The sequence below is a fragment of the Gordonia phthalatica genome (assembly GCF_001305675.1).
In the GTDB taxonomy this organism is placed as follows: domain Bacteria; phylum Actinomycetota; class Actinomycetes; order Mycobacteriales; family Mycobacteriaceae; genus Gordonia; species Gordonia phthalatica.
In genome coordinates, this window is sequence record NZ_CP011853.1 from 4,363,464 (window position 1) to 4,384,353 (window position 20,890).

A 20,890-nucleotide genomic window follows, 5' to 3' on the forward strand; every position below is an offset into this window, starting at 1 on the left:
GCACTACTGGGTGCCGCCGCATCCGGCGAGAGTTGAAGGCATGAACTCCACGGCACAGCACCCCGACACCAACCGCCCCCGGCCCGAGGCAGGTCTTCGCGACGCCTCCCTCCACGACCTCTTCATGGACTGCTGCCGATTCGGCCCCGCACCGACGCAGTCCCGCGAGCTCTTCGTCCACGCGGTGACCCTCCTGCTGATCGCGATCGTCTTCGTGATCGTGAAGCCCGCCGTCGGGTTCATGATCGCCGCCGTCGTCCTGGTCGCGATCATGTTCGGCATCCGCTGGGCCATCGGCACACGCACCAAGTGGGCCACCCGATGAGCCCGATCATCTCCGCGCGCGGTGTCCATCGCTGGTACGGACACGGCAAGGACGCGTACCACGCGGTCCGGGGCATCGACCTGGACGTGCATCCCGGCGAGGTCTTCGCCCTGCTGGGCACCAACGGTGCGGGCAAGACGTCGTCGCTGGACCTGCTGGAGGGTCTGGCGAAGGTCGACGAGGGCACCATCGAGGTCTTCGGCCTCGACCCCGTCCGTGACCGGAAGTCCGTCCGCCCCGACATCGGCATCATGCTGCAGTCCGGCGGGCTGCCCGCCGAGTTGACGGTCGTCGAGACCCTGCAGATGTGGCGCGGGACGTGCACCCACCCGACGACCGTCGACGACGTTCTCGGCAAGGTCCATCTCGAAGACCGCGCCGACGTGCGCGTCGGCTCGCTGTCCGGCGGTGAGCAGCGACGCGTCGACCTCGCCTGCGCACTCCTCGGGCAGCCCAAGCTGCTGTTCCTCGACGAGCCGACCACCGGCCTCGACCCCGAGAACCGCCGCGCCACCTGGAAACTGCTGTCAGAGCTGAAGGCGTCGGGCGTGACGATGGTCCTCACCACCCACTACCTCGACGAGGCCGAAGAACTCGCCGATCGGATCGCGATCATGCACGCCGGCGAGATCCGCCGGGAGGGCACGCTCCGCGACATCGTCGCCGACCATCCCGCCACCATCTCCTTCGACCACCCCGGCCTCACCCTGCCGCAGCTGTCGGCAGCACACATCGACGCCGGTGCGCGGGTCGAGATCAATACGCACCAGCTGCAGGCACACCTGCTGGAACTGCTGTCGTGGGCGCAGGCCAACAACCTGCACCTCGAAGGCCTGGCCGCCCGCGCCGCCTCGCTGGAGTCGGTCTTCCTCGACATCGCCGACGACAACACGGGCGACGACCAGACGCCCGACACCGCCGAACCGATCGGAGCACTCTCGTGACCACCACGCTGACGGAGTTCCGCCGTCGCCCCCTCGCCGCACTCGCCACCGCCGAGTTCACCCAGTTCCGACGCAACAAGACCCTCGTCGTCACCGCACTCGTCTTCCCGGTGGTGATGCCGCTCGGCATGTTCCTGCTGACCAAGCGGTCCGGCATCACCCCGGAATCAGTCGGCGGCACCTTCGACATGTACGCCCTGTTCGCGCTGATGTTCGTGCAGTTCTACACGGTGCTGTCGTTGGTGACGACCCGTCGCGGCGAAGGCGTCCTCAAGCGACTCCGCACCGGAGAGGCCACCGACTGGCAGATCCTCACCGCCCCGGCCATGCCCGGCGTCGCCGTCACGACCGCCACCGCGATCGTCGTCGCCGCCGTGGTCTACGGCTTCGGCGCGCCCGCACCGGTGAATCCGATCCTGATGGTGGGCGGCCTCGCCGTCGGCAGCATCGTCTTCACCCTCCTCGCCCTCGCCACGAGCGCCTTCACCAAGAACGCCGAGGCCGCACAGATCACGTCACTTCCGGTGATCGCCCTCGCGATGGTCGGGTCGGGCAACATCCGCGCCATCCTCCCGGACCGCGCAGGTGAACTCCTCGGCTACACGCCCTTCGCCGCCGTCAGCGACCTGATGAATCTCGGTGCCGCGGGCAAGACCGCCATCGCCGGAACCGACGCGCCCGCGGCCGACTTCGCCGGGTCGTTCAGCGAGATCGGTCAGCCGGTTGTCACACTGGCGGTATGGACAATCGTCTCGATCGCACTCGTCTACAAGTGCTTCCGCTGGGACGATCGCGGATGACCCTGACGCCGGCCCGCTGGCAGCGTCTGTCCGGGCCGGCGAAGTACCGGATCTACACGCGGGTGACGCTCCAAGGCGTGCTGCTCGGACTCGCGCTCTTCTGGTTCGTCAGTTCACGCGACAGCATCGGCCTGCTCGCCGTGGCCTCCTCGATCGGCGGCGTCATCGCCCTCCAGGGCCGCCCCGAATTGACCGGATCCACCGACCCGGTCCGCGACCGCCGCCTGCTGATCCTCGGCACCCTGATCCTGATCGGATCGTGGATCGCCGGCCTGATCGGCGCCCACACCGGTGCGAGTGACACGGCCCGGATCGTCGGGGTCTTCACGGTCGTCGTCGCCGCGCTCGCGCTGCTGCCGTTCCTCCGTTTCCGCTGGGCGGTCCTCCTCGTCGTCTCCGCCGCCACGACCTTCGGGTACGGCTACGAGAGCAGACCCCTCATCGGCGTCGCAGTTCAGTTCGCGATCGGCGCGTTCATGATCGGCACCACCCTCGCCTCCCTGTGGACGCTGCGGATCGTCGACGGGCTCGACGAGGCTCGTCGCACCGAGGCGCAGTTGAAGGTGGCCGAGGAACGCCTCCGGTTCGGCCGCGACCTGCACGACGTGGTCGGCCGCTCGTTCTCCGCGATCGCTGTCAAGAGCGAGCTGGCGTCACGCCTCGCGCGCAGCCCCGGCAACGCCGAGCGGGCCGCCGCCGAGATGGACGAGGTGAAGGCGCTCGCCGTCGAATCGATGGAGGAGATGCGCACCCTGGTCCGCGGCTACCGCGGCATCGACCTCGCCGCCGAAGTCACCGGCGCCCAGTCGCTACTGGAGGCCGCGGGCTGCACTCTCACGATCGAGGGCAGCCCCGACAGCGTTCCCGCGCGGTTCCACAAGGCCGCCGCCTGGGTGGTCCGCGAGGGCACCACTAACATCGTTCGACACTCGTCGGCCACGACCGCGACGCTCGCGCTCGGCGGTTCCGGACTCACGCTCCGGAACGACGGCGCGCCGTCGACCGTCGGCGAGCGGTCCGGTCTCCGCGGCCTCGCCGACCGTCTGCACGCCGTCGGCGGCACCCTCGACACCCGATCCGACGATCACCACTTCATCCTCGAAGTCCGCTGGGAGAACGCATGATTCCGATTCTGATGGCCGACGACGAGACCATGATCCGCTCGGCCCTCGCCACGATGCTCGGTCTCGAGGACGACCTCGAGGTGATCGCACACGTCGGCTCCGGCGAGGAACTCTTGGACCTGTGGCGACGACGCGTCGACGCCGGCGAGCCGACCGCCGTCGCGGTTCTGGACCTGCAGATGCCCGGGATCGACGGCATCGAGACCGGCTTGAAGGTCCTGGAGCTCTCCCCCGACGCCGGGGTTCTGATCGTCACCAGCCACGGTCGACCGGGCTACCTGAAACGCGCGCTCGCCGGCGGCGTCCGCGGCTTCCTGCCGAAGACCGCATCGTCGGCCACGCTCGCGACGGTGATCCGCACCGTCCACGGCGGCGGTCGCTACGTGGATCCCGAGCTGGCGGCCGAGGCGATCAGCGCGGGCGACTCCGCCCTCACCGCCCGCGAGGCCGACGTCCTCGAATTCGCCCTCGACGGCGCCTCCGTGGAGGAGATCGCCAAGCGGGCCCACCTCTCGCCCGGCACCACGCGCAACTACCTGTCGGCGGCGATGTCGAAGCTGGGCGTCGCCAACCGATACGAGGCCGCGGTGAAGGCGCGCGAGCTGGGGTGGATCTAGCTGACAAGACTCACGTCCTTAGGGACGCCGCGTCAGGCCGTTGGTGACACAAGAACTGCTGCTCCTGGGTCGACATCGGATACGGACGCCAGGATCGGAAGGTCGGCTCCCTCAAGCCCGGCGAGCGCAAGCGCGGCTTGGCCCGACAAGTGCGACGACTTGATCGACTGTCCGTTCGCGATTGCGCTGTAAAGCGCGGCCGCGTAGACAATCGCATCACCGTCGTCGATTGAGTCCGCCATCCCGATTGCAAAGGGGATCCCCTGGCAGACGAGCTCGTCGATCTGTGACGCCGAATTGCATGAGTTCAGCACGACCAAGACAGGCGGATCGTCGGTCGCCTGGATTGCTCGCGCGAACGCCTGCGCTGAGACAACCGCACCTTCGTGATGGGCATCGACCTCGTCTTCGAGCACGATTAGGTCATGGTCGCTGTGCCCGGAGAAGTGCAGGATGTGGGGACGAAACCCGGTGATCCCATCGAGGAGGTCGGCGGCCGTCGCGGCTGGGCGTGCCTCCAAGGCGATCTGGTCACGGTGAAGGGCAGCCCGGACGGCCGCGCTGATGCGCTTCTGCTCTCGCCCGATTCGGAGATCGCCTTCCGACGACGCACCAAGCATCAGCACCCGGAGCTTCTCGGGCTTCGGATCAGGTAGCTGACGCATAACCGCCCGAAGTGCCTGCTCGGCCCCGACGATCCTGGACTCGAAGTCCGCACGTTCGGCCATCACCCGTCGTTCCGCTTGCTGCTGCTCGGTGCGGCGGCGACGCTCCAGTTCGTCGGCTTCAGACTTCTCCGCGCGTGTGAGTCGTCCTTGGATGGTTGACTCTTCCTTTGCATAGCCTGCAGCCTTCTGCTGCCAACGATTGGCTTCCTTGCCGGCCGAGGCGGTGTCCTTCTCCTTCCGCTCGGCCTCCCGCAACTTGCTACGTCGCGTCGACTCGCTTCGCGTCGTCGTTGCGGCGCTCTGCGCCTTGCCCGCCTCCGCTCGCTTCGTGGATTCCTTTGCGCGGTACTCCCCGGCCTTCTTCTCCGCAGTGAGCCGCTGTTCACGCTTTCGTTGCAGCTGCGCTCGATACTGATTGGCACTCACTTGTCTTCCTTTCCTGCGGCTACCGCCGCCATCGGCTTCGATGTCAGGTGCCAGCCGTTGCACTCACGGCATCGGTACGACCGGCACTCTCGCCGCCTGGTCGGTAGACCGGCAGCGATGTCTTCCGCCCGCGAGTTCGTGGCTGCATGGAGGGCCTGCACTGCTGCCAAGTGATCTCGAAAGCGGACCTTGCCACTTGCAGTGCATCGGCTGAGCGGCTGGCGGCTCCGCCTAGACCTGGTTTGGAGATGAGGTGTTCGCTGGTTGTGTCGCACTGGTGCACTCCGTTCCTCGTCCGTGGGGTGGTGGGTACCAACCATTCACCACGCCCGCGCCACCGCATTCGTGATACAACGATAAGCTGGCTTATCAATCCGTCGTTCTATGTGAACCTGCACATGTGTCAACCTAGACGGGTCGATGCGCCGCGTCGGCAACAACAACTCTGAGCGAAGGGAGGAATATGGAAGCGACTGTCACGATGCAGCAGATCGCGGACGTCACCGGCGTCCAGCGGGCTGTCGTCTCCATGTGGCGATCGCGTTACGCCGACGGCGACACGGCGTTCCCGGCACCGGTGAAACGCCGCGGTTCGACTTTCGAGTTCTCAGCATCCCAGATCGCGACATGGCTACAGCTCTCTGAGCTCGGCAACAATCCGCACGCGGCTGCGGACCTCGAATTGCACAGTTCGGTGATGGACGCCGCAGTTGTCGACGCTGAGGCAGCGTCCGCGTTGCTGCTCATCACTGCACGTACCAAGGGGACGGCCCACGACCTCGAGGACATCGAAGCAGCTCACGTCGCCATCGGCATTTCCGACGATCGACTGTTGTCGATCGACGACGTCGCCAACGCTCGTGAGCGCGCAGATCTCGTGCCCGTCGTCGATACACTTTCCGAGGCCGCGTTCGGCGCCGCCAACGTGCTTCCCCACCTAGCAAGTCGCGTTCAGCGGAATACCGAAGCCATCACAGATGAGTTACTGACTTCCGATGGGCGGACTCTACTGGCCTCGATTGTCGCCGAACTCGTCCGGACGAGCGATCGTGTCGTCATCCCTGAAGGCCCCGGCGGTTTGGAGCTGGTCCGCGCGGCCGCCGAGATGCTCAGTGAGGCTGAGCAACCCGTCTATGGATGCGCGGACTCACGATGCGCCTCGCTTGCGGATCGGGTCCAATGGCGCACGCTGCTGGCCGCAGACGCCAGCATCGAGTCCGTCGTTCAGGATTCAGACGACTGGGCTGCAGGGCTCGTCATCGCGCAGTGGGCCTCGGCGACAATGGACGATGCCGACGAGTTCTTCGATTGGCTCGACGACCTGACTCTGCAGATGGGCTCAGGCACACTCCTACTGGTGGGCCCGGCATCCTTGCTGATCGACGACCTGCCGCCGATGAGGACGAGTCGGCGAAGCCTGTTCCTTGGCACCGAAGGGTACGTAGCTCCGCTCCGCTACACCGCACCGCTGACACGTGGACTGCTGCGGTCAGGAAGCCGAAAGCAGCTCGCACTTTGGGTGTTGTCTCGCGCCGAGGACGACGCGTCGGCGGTCACCGTTTATGCGGACCACTCCGAACACAAATTGAACGCGTTCGAGACTCAGACATTGGCGGCCGACATCGCCGCTTCGGTTCGGGGCGACCGCGCGAGTAGCCAGCACGGCTACCTGCGCGGGACCGCCCGAAACTCCGGAGCGATGCTGACACGGGGCGTTATGCGTGTGGCGCCAACCTCGGACAGCAGTCTTGACGGGCGTGAGGTCCACGCACGCGTGTGGGCAGCCGATGATCAGGTCGATGTGCCCGTGCTGCGTGGGATCGAACTTGAAGCCGTCCAACGGGATTCAAAACCGAAGGTTCGGACCTGGCGATCAGCCACTACCGGCGTATCACGGCTGGCAAGAGGCCTGTCGGGACACCAGGTGCCTACGGAACTCATCGCCCCGATGGGCCCTGGGCGCGTGGCGGTGATCGGGCCCGAAGAGTTGCGTGGGGACGCTCTGCTCGATGCCCGCGGGGTCGACCGCCTGGAATTGGAGCGCGCAGCGCCCCGGGCACGATTCACCCATCCGAACGACGTCGTCTATCTACCTACGAAACAACGTGTCGCGATTGTCGACCGCACCGGTGGACACCTGGTCCTGTCTCCGGCGCGGATCGTCCGATGCAGTGACAACATCGAAAGCGATGTCCAGTTAGTTCCCCACATTGTCGCTGAGGACATCACTCAGCAGGCAGGTGCCGACACCGCAGGATGGGTTCTCAGGACAGTACCGACCGGCCAGGTCGAAGGACTGATGCGAGTCCAGGAGAGAATCGAGACCCGCAGAGCCGCCATCGCCGCCGAGGCCGCTGCACTCGATGCCATCCAAAGCGAGCTTGCCCGCGGCGTGGCCGCGGGTGTTTTGACCACACGAATCACACACTCCGGAGCCACGGGCTCCACTGATCAACAGGAGGACTGAGTGGCGAAAGCCAAATCTGACAAGAAGGCGCCATCGTCGGCGAAGGACTTGAAGGACACCCTGTGGAAGGCCGCTGACAAACTCCGCGGGTCGATGGACGCGTCGCAGTACCGCGACGTGGTCCTTGGCCTCGTCTTCCTCAAGTACGTCTCCGATGCCTTCGACGAGCGACGGGACGCGATCCGCGAAGAGCTCGCTGGTGAGTCAGACGAATACATCGGGGAGTCGCTGGAAGATCAAGACGAGTACCGCGCCGAGCGAGTCTTCTGGGTGGCTCCGAAGGCCCGCTGGTCGTTCATCGCGGCCAACGCCAAGGGCATCGCCGCGTCGGCGACGGACGACGCGCAGAGTGTCGGCGACCTGATCGACGACGCGATGCGCACTCTCGCCGAAGAGAACGAGTCTCTCGCCTGCACGCTGCCCACCGTGTACGGCCGCGACAACATGGATCAACGTCGCCTAGGTGAGCTCGTCGACCTGATGAACTCGGTTCAGTTCTCGGGACAGGGAGCCGGCCGCGCACGTGACTTGCTCGGTGAGGTGTACGAGTACTTTCTGGAGAAGTTCGCCAAGGCCGAGGGCAAGCGCGGCGGAGAGTTCTACACACCTGCATCAGTGGTCCGCACCCTAGTGGAGATTCTGGAGCCCACCGAAGGTCGCGTGTACGACCCGTGCTGCGGGTCGGGCGGCATGTTCGTTCAGGCAGAGAAGTTCCTGGAACGGCACCACCAGGATCCGACGAAGATCTCAGTTTTCGGCCAGGAACTCAACGAGCGAACCTGGCGACTTGCGAAGATGAACCTGGCGATCCATGGCATTGACACCCACGGCCTGGGCTCACGGTGGCAGGACACCTTTGCACGGGACATCCATCCGGGAGTGCCGATGGACTACGTTCTCGCCAACCCGCCGTTCAACATCAAGGACTGGGCTCGCCGTGAGGATGACGATCGCTGGCGCTTCGGTGTGCCACCGGTTCGAAACGCCAACTACGCATGGATGCAACACATCTGGTCCAAGCTGTCCCCGACCGGCGAGGCCGGCATTGTGATGGCCAACGGCACCATGACCTCGAACACCGGCGGCGAGGGTGACATCCGCAAGATGATGCTCGAGGGCGACATCGTCTCGTGCATCGTCGCACTCCCCGGCCAGCTGTTCCGCGGCACCCAGATCCCGGTGTGCGTCTGGTTCTTTGCTCGACAGAAGGGCAAGGGCGCCAGCGGATCCCAGGAGCGCAGCCGACAGGTTCTGTTCATCGACGCCCGCCACCTCGGTCACATGGTCGACCGGGTGGAGCGAGCGCTCTCTGACGACGACATCCAGCTGATCGCCAACACCTACCGGACATGGCGAGGCCGCCCGTCCGCAGACGGCGATTACGAGGACGTACCCGGTTTCTGCAAGAGCGCCTCGCTGGAGGAGATCCGTGAAGCCCAGTACGCGCTGAGTCCTGGACCGTATGTCGGAGCTGCGCCAACCCCCGAAGATGCCGAACCGATCGACGACAAGATCGTACGACTGACACAAGAACTGACCGCGGCGCTCGATGAGTCTGTGCGGCTCGACGCAGTGGTGCGGGCAAGGCTTGGTGATCTGAATGCGTAACGTTCGGCTAGGAGATGTCGCGATGGATCGCGGATTGATCGGCGGCCCGTTCGGTTCCGACTTGGTCTCGACCGACTACTCAGAAGCTGGGGTTCCGGTCATCCGAGGGTCAAATCTCCGATCAGGTTCAATTGACGGTGAATTTGCATTTGTCACACCAGATAAGTACAAAGCTGACTTAATCAAGAACACCGCTATCCCACGCGATCTAATATTCACGCAACGCGGCACTCTCGGCCAGGTTAGTATCGTCCCCGACGAGCCCTATGACAAGTACGTTGTTTCTCAAAGCCAAATGCGGCTCCGAGTCGATGAATCCAGGTTTGATCCGCGATACATTTACTACGCATGTACCACCGCAGCTTTTCGGAAGTCGATTCTCGACCACGCAATTACAACCGGCGTTCCCCACACCAACCTGACGATTCTCGCAGATTTGACGATCCCTGCGGTATCGCTGTCCGAGCAGTCCGCAATTTCTCGTGTTCTAGGCGCCCTGGACGACAAGATTTCCGTTAATCGTCGCACTGGCGAGTTGGTGCGCCAGCTACTCGATGCCCGCTGGACTCAGGTACAGCGATCCGCCACGTCAACCGTGGAATTGGATGAGATCGCTCAACTCAACCCCAGGACCATGAGAACAAACGGAGCAACCGCGCCCTTTGTCGATATGAAATCACTACCCCAAGGCGCTCTTCTGATTGACTCCTGGGGAGAACGCGAACCGCGTTCAGGTGCCCGCTTCATCAATGGCGACACACTCCTAGCGCGAATCACCCCCTGTTTCGAGAACGGAAAACTTGCGCTCGTCGACTTCCTTGACTCTGGCCAGACCGGGACCGGATCGACTGAGTTCATCGTGATGCGACCAAAGCCAGGGGTTCCTGCGGTCGTCCCGTTCCTCATCGCGCAATCGTCAGACTTCCGCGACCACGCTGCGAAGACCATGACCGGCACATCGGGACGCCAACGCGTACAAGCATCAGGTCTAGCTGACTACGTTCTCAGCTGGCCCGACAAAGCCGAACTGGATCAGTTCACAGCGTTCGCAGAACCCGTGACATCTCTCCTCGGTCGCCTTCGCTCAGAGAACCAAACCCTCGCCCGCACCCGTGACGAGCTCCTCCCGCTCCTCATGGATGGCCGCATCACGGTGAAGCAAGCCGAGGATAGTGCCGGCGAAGTGCTTTGAACAACCGCGCGGGCCGGTCTGTCCTCAGACCAGCCTCAGTCGGCGCGCCCCATTCGCTTCGGATCCTTCGATCGTCGAGTCCCGGTCCGAGAGCGCCACGTGCAGTTCGACGCCGAACGTCAACGCCCGCACATCGTCGAGCGGGGCGTGCAGATCGGCGGCGATATCCTTCGCGGACACCGCCTTTAGGACTTGGGGGAACACTCGGGACATCTCGTGCGCAGGCATACCGCCGGGCTCACCCGACCGGTATCCCCGACCCGAGAGGTCGATGCACAGCTGGCGGTAGTGCCAGTCGCTGACCCGCCCTGCCTGGTGCAGTGCGCGGGTCAGCGCCATCGCCGACACTTTCAGTCGCGAACGCGCTTCCAGGACTTCGGCCGTTGTCGGATTGCTCCGGATCTGGGTCGGCAACGCCTCCCTTGGCATCAGGAACTCGCTCGCGAACCGGTCCGCCTCACGTTCCTGCGCTGCGTCGTCCAGTGCTTGATTCTCATGCATCACAAGGTGACCGAGTTCATGCGCCACGTCGAATCGCATCCGTTCCGGCGACCGACGACGCGACAGGAAGATGTACGGCACGCCGCCATTCCAGCATGAGAAGGCGTCGACCTCTTCAGCGATCGAGGGCAGCATGTACACGCGCACCCCATGCGATTCGGCGAGTTGGACTGCATTCGGCAACGGCTTGGCACCGAGCGCCCAGTTCCCACGGAGTACACGCGCCGCCAGCTCCGGGGCGTATTCCAGTCGTGGCGGCACCGTGACTTCGGGAAGGTTGAACCGCGCGCTGATCCAGCGGTCGACCTCAATCCCGATCGTCCCGGCCGCAACAGCTGCGGCGCGTTGTCGAGCCCCCGCCCGGCGCGCCGCACGGAAGTTCACATGCCCCGGCTCGATCTCGACGGTGGGCGCGGCGAAGAAGAACTCGGCGGGGAACCCCAGGGCGTCGGCCAGGTCCGCCGCTGCGTGTGCAGGAGCACCGTCGGACTCGTATCGCGTGATACTGCGCGGCGTCACACCAAGAGCTCTGGCGAGGTCCGTTTTGGTGAGGCCCCGACGGGTCCGCGCCAAGGAGATACGTACCGGATCAACGAAGGAGTCAGGAGGCAAGCGTGACATCGAATCCAACATCGCCGCCGCCCACATCTTGCGGGGACACGTCGACAGCGTCGGGGGTGAAGCGTGGCAGCAGAATGCGAACCACCCAACCGTCGATCTGTCCGTCTGTCGACCCTCGGGGATACGACACCTCGACCTGCACCCCGGTTTCACCCCGGTGGTAAACAACGAACCACGCTCCGGACGGGGGCGGATCACTCAGAGTGACGCCGACGGGAGAACCGACGAGGTCGGCGCGAACATAGAGCACCAACTGCCCGTGGAGCGCCGCATCAGTCGCGGGTCCCTTGCGTCGCTGAGCTTTGGGCCCTAGCTCGGAATCCGGATCCCCAGTCGCCGCCGTCCCGCCCAGCACACCCACAAGAATCGTCCGCTCGGCGTTGGCACAGATCGGTCGATTCTCCGCGTCCTCCAACTGCCATCCGTCCCCGACCAGGCCCCGCCGCAAGGTCCCGACGGTCTCAATCCACCGCGACAGCCCCGCAGCGGTACGCGGGTACTCCGGGCCGCTCGCCTCCATCGCACGGCCTTCGCCTCGCTCGACCGCGAGGCGCACCAGATCGATGGTGATTCCGAGTCGGCCAAGGTACTCTTCCGCGTCGTCTTCGCCGACGACGAGAGTCTGCGGTACCTCGTTCTGCCAAGGCTGTGACATGTCAGATCCTCACTGTCTTCTACTCCTCATATTGTTGCACAAAACCAGACAAAACTGAGGTAGGCGCACCATCTCCGAGGTTAGAGGAGGCTTGCACGGAGATTCTGGGCTTCAACTAGCAGCGAGGAATACGCGTGTTTCCCTAATTGATAGCCCCCCTTATCGACGGATCATATGTCACGCAGTCTGAATGTTGGGCACAGTCGAGTCATCGCAACACGACACCAGCGAAACCCACTGAAGGAGAATGCTGACATGGCTGGAATCATGAACGAAGCCGACTGGGAGCAGTGGGCTCTGCACGAGCTCGCCGAGTCCGACTGGCTGCACTGCGAGGGCCGCGATGTCGCCCCAGGCACTGGAGAGCGCGAAACCTGGCGCGACATCATCTTGCGCGGCACCTTGCGCAAGGCATTGCGCAACCTCAACCCCGGGGTCCCCGACACCTACCTCGAGCAGGCGATGGCGGAGATCCTGACGCCCAAGTCGCAGGACGGCATCACCGAGAACTACCGACTGCACGAGTACCTCGTCAACGGGTACCGCGGCATCACCTACGTCGATCACGACGGGCAGGAGGTGACCCCCACCATCCGACTGATCTCCGGCGATCCGGCGCGGAACATCTACCGCGCGGTCAATCAGGTGACCATTCGCAGTCGCGAACACGAGCGTCGCTTCGACATCGTGCTGTACGTGAACGGGCTGCCGATGTCGATCATCGAACTGAAGCAGGCTGCCGCCGCAGGAGCCACCACCGAGGTCGCGTTCAACCAGATCCAGACCTACGTCTCCGAGTTCCCGATGGCTTTCCGGTTCGTCGACTTCGTCGTCGTGTCCGACGGGGTCACGGCGCGCTACGGCACCCCGTTCACCCCGTGGAACCACTTCGCCCCGTGGAACGTCGATGACGACGGCGCGCTGGTCGACTTCGACCACCCCCTCAGCGACGATGAGCCGCTCAACGAGCTCGCGGCCACCCTGTACGGGCTGTACAACACTGAGCGATTCGGCCAACTGCTCCGAGACTTCACGGCCTTCGACGAGACTGATACGGGGCTCCGCAAGCGAATCGCCAAGCCGCACCAGTACTTCGCGGTGACGAAGGCGGTAGCCAGCACGGTCACCGCGGTCGACTCCGACGGCCGTGCCGGCGTCGTCTGGCACACCCAAGGATCCGGCAAGTCGATGGAGATGGAGCTCTACACCGCCAAGGTGATGCGTCACCCGCGACTGGCGAACCCGACGGTGGTCGTGCTGACCGACCGCACCGAACTCGACACGCAGCTCTTCGACGGCTTCAAGGTGTCCACTCTGCTGCCCGAGTCACCGAGAAAGGTCGGGAGTCGAGACGAACTCCGCACCGAACTCACGCAGCGCCGTAGCGGTGGCATCTACTTCACGACGCTGCAGAAGTTCGGACTCACCAAGGACGAGCGCGAATCCGGAAGCGATCACCCATTGCTGTCGGATCGTCGGAACATCATCGTCATGGCCGACGAAGCGCATCGAAGCCACTACGACAACATCGACGGCTACGCCGCTCACCTCAAGCACGCACTGCCGCACGCGTCGCTCATCGCATTCACCGGAACACCGATCGCTGAAGCCGAACGCGATACGCGCAAGGTCTTCGGCGACGACATCGACATCTACGACCTCCACCGTGCCGTCGCCGACGGGGCCACCGTGCCGGTGTCATTCGAACCACGCCTGATCAAGCTCGCACGCGTCGATGGAGTCGACGACGAGCAGATCGATGACGCCGCCGAGGAACTCACCAGCGAGCTCGACGACGCCGACAAGGACCGGATCCAGCAGAGCGTCGCAGTTCTCGACACCATCTACGGTGCGCCCGAACGGCTTCGCGTCCTGGCCGACGACCTCGTCCTGCACTGGGAGACGCGTCGCGAGCTGATGACCCCGTTCATCGGCGGACCAGGCAAGGCGATGATCGTGTGCGCAACCCGCTCAATCGCTGCACGCCTGTACGAACAACTCATCGAACGCAGACCGGACTGGCACGACGACGCCGACGACAAGGGGAAGATCAAGGTCGTCTACACCGCTGCACCCGGCGACACCGCAGAAATCCGGAAGCACATGCGGCGCCCCAGCGCCACCGCTGCGGTCAAGCAGCGGATGAAGGATCCCGACGATGAACTCGAGATCGTCATCGTCAAGGACATGATGCTCACCGGCTTCGACGCCCCCGCGTTGCACACACTGTACGTGGACCGGCCGTTGAAGGGAGCCCTGCTGATGCAGACGCTCGCGCGCGTCAACCGCACGTACCGCGGTAAGCAGGACGGCCTGTTGGTCGCGTATTCACCGCTCGCAGACAACCTCACGAAGGCGTTGAGCGAGTTCACCCAGAACACGTCCGATACCGGTGATCGGATCGTCGGCCAGGACATCGCCGAAGCAGCGATGATCGTCCACACCCTGCTTGCCGAGATCGAGGCGATCGTCGGGTCGGAGTGGCGCGAGACCGTGCGCGCGACTGGCAACTACATGAAGGCCGTCTCCAACGTGACAAGCGCGCTGCGGTCGCCGCTCACGCCGGGAAACAAGGACGACGTGAATCCCGATGCGCGCCCCCTTGCCGACCGTTTCCGAGATCGCGCCGCCAAGCTGGCCAGAGCCTGGTCGATCGCAGCGGCAGCTACGTCCGGCGTAGTCCCGTCGGAGACCGCCGCCGAACTCGAGAAGTCCCGCCCCGAGGTGCGCTTCTACGAGGAGGTGCGCTCGTGGCTCGCCAAGATGGATGCTCAGGACCGCATCAGCCGCGGTGAACCTATTCCTGACGACATCAAACGCCAGCTCGGCGAACTAATCGTAGACTCCGCGACCAGCCCCGGAGTGCTCGACATCTACCGGGAAGCCGGCCTTGCCCTGCCCGATCTCCGCTATCTGACACCCGAGTGGGTCCAGGATGCGCAGTCTGAGAGCAAGGTCCACCTGGCGATCGAGGCATTGAAGACAAGCCTGCAGGATCAGGCTCGGACATCGACAAGCAACAACGACGTTCGCCGGAAGCAGTTCTCTGAGCGCATCAATGCGCTGATGCTGAAGTACACCAACCAGCAATTGACGGCTGCCGAAGTTCTCGCCGAACTGGCGGACTTGGCAAAGGACGTCGTCGCCGAGTCGGAGCGCGGAAAACAGTTCACCCCCCCGCTCACCGACGACGAACTCGCGTTCTACGACGTCGTCCACCAGAACGAGTCCGCCGTCGACGTGATGGGCGATGACGTCCTCGCACAGATCGCCCGCGACCTCGTCGCCACGATGCGCCGCGACACACGTGTGGACTGGACTGTTCGCGAGGATGTGCGCGCCAAATTGCGGACGTCGATCAAGCGACTGCTGCGCAAGTATGGCTATCCGCCAGACCAGCAGTCGGCCGCGATCGTCGAGGTGATGAGCCACATGGAGGCGATGGCACCAAAGATGGCCGAGCAAGGATGAGAAGGATTCGGAGGTCACGGAACACGGTCGACGTGACCTTCGACTTCCGATCCGATACTCCGCCCGGCACTGACCCGGACGCCACGAGTCCAACGCTGCGGAGGTACCACGCTGCATTGTGGAGTCGGCCGCTACCCGGTGGATCGGTATTCACTCTGGAGACGGACCATCGAGGGCGCTATCTGAGCCACACGTCCGAGTTGGGAGACTTCGCCTTGTCCAGCGACACCTGCGTACCGGCATTTCTCGGCTGGAAGCGAATGGAGAGCACTTTGCAGGAGATCCCGTTGCGCCAGCGGCGATCATTCCAGCAGCACCGGTACACAATCGGCAGCATGATGATCTGGCCCAGCACGAACATCAAAGGTGCCGGCACGATCAACGGGATGCGCGGCTTCAACAGTCGCGTTGCTGACAGGCTGGATCTGACGCTCGAATGCGTGCGACGGCACTATAGGGGCGAGGCGAATCCACTCTCGAAGGTGTTGACCGCGAACAGTGCATACTTCGATCTGTTCGATTCGTTCTGTGGATTCATCGAGTTCTTCGAGCTTCAAGACCTCGCGGACCCGAAGACCAACGATGTCCACTTCATGCTGCCGTTCGATGACTTCGATCGACCCGGTCACCCACGAGATGCGGATGAGTACAACATCTACATGCAAGCGGCTCGACGATTCCTCGACGCTCGAAACAAGAGAATCGACAACCTCCGGGTGCAAGTCTGACCTTTGCGATACCGACCGACTTACCCCTCCCGCACCATCCTCAGCACCACGTCGTTCACGTGGTGACCGCCCCCGGCGGGGATTCCGCGTGCCCGGTTCTCGTTGGTGACGACGGTCCAGCCGTCGCCGAGGATCCTGACCATGTCGTCGGGCCAGAGGAAACCCTCGGGACTGCGACCGTGAGCGCGCATCCCCTCGGGGTCGTGCATCACGACGAGGAGGGTGCCACCGGGAGCGACGGCGCCGGCGAGCTTGTGCAGCGTGGCCTCGTCGTCGCTCGCGATGTGGAAGTAGCTGGCGGTGACGAGGTCGTACTGCCGGTCGAAATCATCGACAGTCACGTCGAATGACATCCATGTAATTGTTTCACGTGAATCAGCGGCCTTCGCCCGCTCCAGCGCCACCCGGGAGATGTCGGCGCCGACCACCGTCCAGCCCTGATCGGCCAGCCACCGGACGTCGGCCCCCTCGCCGGATCCCAGGTCGAACGCGGATCCGGGTGCCAGACCGGTGATCTCGGCGATGACGGCCGGGTTGACGTTGGTGGTCCAGAGTCGGTCGGACGTGCGGTAGAGGTCGTCCCACTCGTCGGCGGTGACGGGGTGGACCGGCGCCTGCTGATCGTCGTTCCCGTGGTGTCCGTCGTGACTGTGCTGATGTTCGCTCACCCTTCGACGCTGTCACATCCGCAGACGCCGTGTCCCGGCGCTTTGCGCATATGGCAAGAACGGGCGCGGGTCGAGGGTGCGCGGCACACTGGTGACCATGACTTCGCGCATCCGCATCGGTGTCCAGCTTCAGCCCCAGCACGCTCCCGAGTACGGCCTGATCCGCGATGCGGTGATGCGCGCGGAGAACGCGGGCGTGGACGTCGTCTTCAACTGGGATCATTTCTTCCCGCTGTACGGCGACTCCGACGGCGCCCACTTCGAGTGCTGGACGATGCTCGGCGCGTGGGCGGAGCAGACCTCGCGCGTGGAGATCGGCGCGCTGGTGACCTGCAACAGCTACCGGAACCCCGACCTCCTCGCCGACATGGCGCGGACCGTCGACCACATCAGCGGCGGCCGCCTGATCCTCAGTCTCGGTGCCGGCTGGTTTCAGCGCGACTACACCGAGTACGGCTACGACTTCGGCACCAAGGGCAGCCGGCTCGACGCCCTCGGGGAGGCGCTGCCTCGCATCGAGAGCCGGCTGTCGAAGCTGAATCCGCAACCCGTGCGCGACATTCCGATCCTGATCGGCGGAGGCGGAGAGAAGAAGACGCTCAAGCATGTCGCGAACCACGCCGACATCTGGCATGCCTTCGTCGACGTGGAGACCTACCGCCACAAGTCCTCGGTCCTCGCTCAGCACTGCGCCGATGCCGGGCGTGACCCGGCGGAGATCGAGCGATCTGCGGAGGTGAAGTTCGACGGCGACGTCGACGCCATGCTCGGCTTCGCCGACGAGATCACCGCGGAGGGTGTCACCCTCTTGACCGTCGCGTCGGGTGGCCCCGACTACGACCTCACGGCGGTCGACGCGCTGGTTCGGTGGCGGGATGCGCGAGGCTGAACCGATCCGTGTCGAGTCCCGCGAAGTCATCTGATCGATCGATCAAGGTCGATATAGTCCGATCATGCGACACCTGGCACTATCCCGGAACAGACGTCGGAAGCACGCTCTCCGCGCCGCAGTCGCGGGTGCGGCAGCACTCACCGCGCTGACCCTGCCCGCCGTGCCGCAAGCCCACGCGGGCCCCGCCCCCTGCGTTCCGTTCGGCACCGCGCAGGCGCCGCCGGGCGTCCCGTCGACCGGCGATCGCACCGGGCTGAACACCTTCCCGAGGTACACGGGTACGCACGCGCCGGCGCGCGTCGACATGCGCACGGAGACAACGCAGTTCAACCGCTACTGGGAGTTCGCACTCCTCGACAGCGGCCGCCTGGTGACCCGACCGCGCGCCACCCGGACGTGGCGGACCGTCCGCCTGCCGTCGTGCCTGAGCGGCAAGCTGCGCGCCATCTCGCTCGACGACGACGAGTTGGTCGGCATCGACCGCGCGGGCTGGATCTACACGATGGACAACGTGAATCAGTCACCGCTGCTGTGGAATTGGACGTCGGCCTGGGGCGCGATGCTGTGGACGGCACCCGGCCGCAAGCTCCCCGACGACCGCACAGGCGGCTGGGCGCTGAGCGTCACGTCACCCAGGGACAACCGCGCGTACCTCGACATCGCCGGGCGCGTCCATCCGTCGGGCATGGCCAAGATGACGATGATCCCGGCCCTCACCGGCGACGGCAGCCGCATCACCTACGCCGACCCGTGGCTCCCCAACGACGACAGCTACGAGGTCGGCAGTCCCCTCGGCGGACGCTTCCAGTCGGTGGCGCTCGCCGCGTCGGCGTCGACGATGTTCGTGACGAATCGTTACGGCGACATGTTCACGCGCACCTTCGATTTCGACTCGTCCGGATCGGATTCGGTGTTCTTCCGGTACAGCTGGGAACCACAGACCGGCAAGCCGAGCGCCACCAACCTGATGCAGGAGACGTGGGACCGGTCGACGGCGGCCGTCCAACTCCCCGCACCCGACTGGACCCGCCAGCCCAAGATCCCCGGCGAGATCACCTCGGCGCTGACCGTCGTCTCACCGCGGCCCGGCCCCGAACAGCGCGAGCTCCGCGTCGAGGGACGTCGAGACGGCGCAACCGGCTTCTGGCACAAGGAGCTTCACGCGAAGGCCTGGAGCTTCACCCCGACCGGGACGCCGCTGCAGGGAACCGTTCTGGAGAACTCGGCGACGGACCGCTCCTCGGAGACCCTCGCGGCGCCCAAACCGTGGAACCTGTCCGCGTCGCTCCCGTCACGGTCGGCCGCCGTCGACGCGCAGACGCTGATCGACATCGGTCTCCCCTATTCGGTCGTCGATCCTCGCCTGCTCGACCGGGTGGGGCTGAAGGCCGCACCGTCCGGCTACCGGCTGTCGGTGGCGAACTTCGATCCAGCGGTCACCTCCCGTGCGGCCACCGTCACGACGCGGTCGGGCACCAGAATCCCCGTCCTCCTGCACACCGCCGACGGCATGCGGATGACGCCAGGTCATGTCGGTTTGACGAAGACTCCTCGGCACCTGATCGGTGCGATCGAGATTCCACGCGACGTCTATCGCGCGCGGGCGAACGATCCCGAGGTCCGACGGTTCGTCGACGCGTGGATGCGCGGAAAGCGGATCACTCCGATCACCCTGAGCGCGACGACCACCGACCTGGTGGTGCGCTGACCGTCAGCGGTCCCGCAGCGCCGTCCGTGCCGCTCGATAGCCGCACATGCCGTGCACTCCTCCGCCCGGCGCGGTGGCGGATGAGCAGAGGTACACCCCCGGAACCGGCGTCGCGTGGGGTCGCAGCGACGGCACCGGGCGCGCCAGCAACTGCGTGAGAGTGCTTGCGCCGCAGTTGATGTCACCGCCGATGTAGTTGGGGTTGTGCGCCTCGAACCCCGTCGCGGTGGTGACGATCCGCTCGACGATCACGTCGCGGAAGCCCGGGGCGCAGCGTTCGATCTCGGCAACGATCGGCTCGGTCATGTCGACGTCGCAGCCCGAGGGAACGTGGCAATAGGACCACGCGAGGTGCACGCCGTCGGGCGCACGCGACGGGTCGATGCGCGTCGGCTCCCCACCCAGGATCCACGGGCGGTCGGGCACGCTGCCGGCGTCCACCGCGGCCTCGGTCCCGCGGATCTGCGCTCGGTCCCGAGCGATGTGGAAGGTCGCCGTCCGGGTCGCGGCGTCGGCGACACCGTCGGCCCACGGAATCGGCTCATGCAGAAGGAAGTCGACCTTGCACACGCCGCCGCCGTATCGGTACCGATCGAGCGCCCGCGCATAGCGCGACGGCAGCCGCTCCCCCATGATCTGCGCGAGTGCGCGCGGTGAGACATCGAAGAAGATCTGGTCTGCGCGCGGCAACTCCGCGAAACGAGCTATGTGACAGTCGGTTTCGATGCGGCCGCCCCGCTCGACGACGATCGCGGCGAGCGCATCGGCCACCGACTGCGAGCCGCCCGCGGCGATCGGCCACCCGGGTTCGATCAACATCCCGAGGAGCAGCCCGGCGGCGGTGGAGCCGAGCGACGTGGTCGGCCGCCCGGCGTGAGCCGCGATCGCTGCGAATGCGGTCCGGGTGCGCTCATCGCGGAACGCGCCACGGACGAAGGCGTCGATCGGCGTCAGCGCCGCAGGCCCGAATCCGGCCATGGACAGCGGGTGCGCCGGGATCCCGGGCATGCCGAAGACATCGTGAGCGGCGTCCGCACCGAAGAGCACCCCTCGTCGCCACGCGGCGGCGTCGCGGCCGAAATCATCGGCGATGCGGTCGGTCCCGCGATGAATGCCGAGCCCGTCGTCGGAGTCGAAGACATGCGCGACCGACACCTCCGGGACCAGCCACTCGACGCGGTCGGCCAGGCCGAGTTCAGCGAACGCCTGCGACGAATAGCCGGTCGGATGCACCGCCGCGCACAGGTCGCGACGGATCCCGGCGCCGAACGCCTCATCGGTGCGGGTGCCGCCGCCGATCTGGTCGGCGGCCTCCAGAACCAGCACCGACCGTCCGGCACGTGCCATCACCGCTGCCGCGGTCAGCCCGTTCGGCCCGGCTCCGACGACGATGACGTCCCACCGCTCACTCACGGTCGTCCCCTCCGTCTGCGGTCTCGACCTCGTCGTCTACTCAGACGACAAGACGGGCATCG

17 protein-coding genes are annotated in these 20,890 nt (G+C 65.2%); 12 read left to right on the plus strand and 5 right to left on the minus strand.

The genetic code is table 11. The features are described 5' to 3' along the window. Positions 1-40: 40 nt before the first annotated feature. The 5 genes from ACH46_RS20415 to ACH46_RS20435 are packed head-to-tail and all read left to right on the plus strand — an operon-like array spanning position 41 to position 3,810. Positions 41-325, plus strand: a complete 285-nt coding sequence (locus tag ACH46_RS20415; RefSeq protein WP_062394688.1) for a hypothetical protein — start codon at positions 41-43, stop codon at positions 323-325. After that, positions 322-1,269 (plus strand): ABC transporter ATP-binding protein, encoded by a 948-nt coding sequence (locus ACH46_RS20420; RefSeq protein ID WP_062395690.1) that lies wholly within the window; start codon positions 322-324, stop codon positions 1,267-1,269. The genes ACH46_RS20415 and ACH46_RS20420 overlap by 4 nt, the downstream gene beginning before the upstream one ends. Beyond that, positions 1,266-2,069 carry an ABC transporter permease gene (locus ACH46_RS20425; protein WP_062394689.1) on the plus strand — a complete coding sequence of 268 codons (804 nt, stop codon included), beginning with the start codon at positions 1,266-1,268 and terminating at the stop codon, positions 2,067-2,069. The genes ACH46_RS20420 and ACH46_RS20425 overlap by 4 nt, the downstream gene beginning before the upstream one ends. Beyond that, positions 2,066-3,193, plus strand: coding sequence for a sensor histidine kinase (locus tag ACH46_RS20430; RefSeq protein ID WP_062394691.1), 1,128 nt, complete (start codon positions 2,066-2,068; stop codon positions 3,191-3,193). The genes ACH46_RS20425 and ACH46_RS20430 overlap by 4 nt, the downstream gene beginning before the upstream one ends. After that, positions 3,190-3,810: a response regulator transcription factor gene (locus ACH46_RS20435; RefSeq protein WP_062394693.1), complete on the plus strand. Its 621-nt coding sequence runs from the start codon at positions 3,190-3,192 to the stop codon at positions 3,808-3,810. The genes ACH46_RS20430 and ACH46_RS20435 overlap by 4 nt, the downstream gene beginning before the upstream one ends. A gap of 32 nt (positions 3,811-3,842) precedes the next feature. Here ACH46_RS20435 and ACH46_RS20440 read toward each other — a convergent pair whose 3' ends face one another. Further along, positions 3,843-4,904: a CHAT domain-containing protein gene (locus tag ACH46_RS20440; protein WP_062394695.1), complete on the minus strand. Its 1,062-nt coding sequence runs from the start codon at positions 4,902-4,904 to the stop codon at positions 3,843-3,845. Between the two features lie 463 nt (positions 4,905-5,367). On the opposite strand from ACH46_RS20440, the gene ACH46_RS20445 reads away from it, so the two are divergent. From ACH46_RS20445 to ACH46_RS20995, 3 genes are all read left to right on the plus strand, one after another. Then, positions 5,368-7,371, plus strand: a complete 2,004-nt coding sequence (locus ACH46_RS20445; RefSeq protein ID WP_062394696.1) for a hypothetical protein — start codon at positions 5,368-5,370, stop codon at positions 7,369-7,371. A gap of 93 nt (positions 7,372-7,464) precedes the next feature. After that, positions 7,465-8,979, plus strand: a complete 1,515-nt coding sequence (locus tag ACH46_RS20450) for a class I SAM-dependent DNA methyltransferase (RefSeq protein WP_082399948.1) — start codon at positions 7,465-7,467, stop codon at positions 8,977-8,979. 22 nt (positions 8,980-9,001) lie between these two features. Further along, complete coding sequence (locus tag ACH46_RS20995; protein WP_157851115.1) at positions 9,002-10,171, plus strand: restriction endonuclease subunit S; 1,170 nt, start codon at positions 9,002-9,004, stop codon at positions 10,169-10,171. A 24-nt stretch (positions 10,172-10,195) separates the two neighbouring features. On the opposite strand, the gene ACH46_RS20460 is transcribed toward ACH46_RS20995, so the two are convergent. Beyond that, positions 10,196-11,305, minus strand: a complete 1,110-nt coding sequence (locus tag ACH46_RS20460; protein ID WP_157851116.1) for an XRE family transcriptional regulator — start codon at positions 11,303-11,305, stop codon at positions 10,196-10,198. Continuing rightward, entirely contained in the window at positions 11,274-11,948 is a 675-nt protein-coding gene (locus ACH46_RS20465) for a hypothetical protein (protein WP_062394701.1), read from the minus strand. The genes ACH46_RS20460 and ACH46_RS20465 overlap by 32 nt, the downstream gene beginning before the upstream one ends. 264 nt (positions 11,949-12,212) lie before the next feature. Here ACH46_RS20465 and ACH46_RS20470 point away from each other — a divergent pair, with 264 nt between their 5' ends. Both ACH46_RS20470 and ACH46_RS20475 read left to right on the plus strand, forming a co-directional pair. Then, positions 12,213-15,419, plus strand: a complete 3,207-nt coding sequence (locus ACH46_RS20470) for a type I restriction endonuclease subunit R (protein WP_062395693.1) — start codon at positions 12,213-12,215, stop codon at positions 15,417-15,419. Beyond that, positions 15,416-16,147: a DUF6994 family protein gene (locus ACH46_RS20475; RefSeq protein ID WP_417935261.1), complete on the plus strand. Its 732-nt coding sequence runs from the start codon at positions 15,416-15,418 to the stop codon at positions 16,145-16,147. Before ACH46_RS20470 ends, ACH46_RS20475 begins: the two co-directional genes overlap by 4 nt. Before the next feature lie 20 nt (positions 16,148-16,167). Here ACH46_RS20475 and ACH46_RS20480 read toward each other — a convergent pair whose 3' ends face one another. Beyond that, on the minus strand, positions 16,168-16,815 hold the full coding sequence (locus tag ACH46_RS20480) for a class I SAM-dependent methyltransferase (RefSeq protein WP_062394705.1): 648 nt from the start codon (positions 16,813-16,815) through the stop codon (positions 16,168-16,170). A gap of 97 nt (positions 16,816-16,912) precedes the next feature. On the opposite strand from ACH46_RS20480, the gene ACH46_RS20485 reads away from it, so the two are divergent. Continuing rightward, positions 16,913-17,704, plus strand: coding sequence for an LLM class F420-dependent oxidoreductase (locus ACH46_RS20485; protein WP_062395694.1), 792 nt, complete (start codon positions 16,913-16,915; stop codon positions 17,702-17,704). A 64-nt stretch (positions 17,705-17,768) separates the two neighbouring features. After that, entirely contained in the window at positions 17,769-19,415 is a 1,647-nt protein-coding gene (locus ACH46_RS20490; protein WP_193392924.1) for a hypothetical protein, read from the plus strand. Between the two features lie 3 nt (positions 19,416-19,418). Here ACH46_RS20490 and ACH46_RS20495 read toward each other — a convergent pair whose 3' ends face one another. Next, on the minus strand, positions 19,419-20,828 hold the full coding sequence (locus ACH46_RS20495) for a phytoene desaturase family protein (RefSeq protein WP_062394706.1): 1,410 nt from the start codon (positions 20,826-20,828) through the stop codon (positions 19,419-19,421). Between the last annotated feature and the right edge of the window lie 62 nt (positions 20,829-20,890).

Coding starts and splice junctions, on each gene's coding strand:
- ACH46_RS20460 (WP_157851116.1), bottom strand. CDS start 11,305: ATGTTGGATTCGATGTCACGCTTGCCTCCTGACTCCTTCGTTGATCCG.
- ACH46_RS20485 (WP_062395694.1), top strand. CDS start 16,913: ATGACTTCGCGCATCCGCATCGGTGTCCAGCTTCAGCCCCAGCACGCT.
- ACH46_RS20490 (WP_193392924.1), top strand. CDS start 17,769: ATGCGACACCTGGCACTATCCCGGAACAGACGTCGGAAGCACGCTCTC.
- ACH46_RS20420 (WP_062395690.1), top strand. CDS start 322: ATGAGCCCGATCATCTCCGCGCGCGGTGTCCATCGCTGGTACGGACAC.
- ACH46_RS20415 (WP_062394688.1), top strand. CDS start 41: ATGAACTCCACGGCACAGCACCCCGACACCAACCGCCCCCGGCCCGAG.
- ACH46_RS20450 (WP_082399948.1), top strand. CDS start 7,465: ATGGACGCGTCGCAGTACCGCGACGTGGTCCTTGGCCTCGTCTTCCTC.
- ACH46_RS20475 (WP_417935261.1), top strand. CDS start 15,416: ATGAGAAGGATTCGGAGGTCACGGAACACGGTCGACGTGACCTTCGAC.
- ACH46_RS20430 (WP_062394691.1), top strand. CDS start 2,066: ATGACCCTGACGCCGGCCCGCTGGCAGCGTCTGTCCGGGCCGGCGAAG.
- ACH46_RS20435 (WP_062394693.1), top strand. CDS start 3,190: ATGATTCCGATTCTGATGGCCGACGACGAGACCATGATCCGCTCGGCC.
- ACH46_RS20465 (WP_062394701.1), bottom strand. CDS start 11,948: ATGTCACAGCCTTGGCAGAACGAGGTACCGCAGACTCTCGTCGTCGGC.
- ACH46_RS20995 (WP_157851115.1), top strand. CDS start 9,002: ATGGATCGCGGATTGATCGGCGGCCCGTTCGGTTCCGACTTGGTCTCG.
- ACH46_RS20445 (WP_062394696.1), top strand. CDS start 5,368: ATGGAAGCGACTGTCACGATGCAGCAGATCGCGGACGTCACCGGCGTC.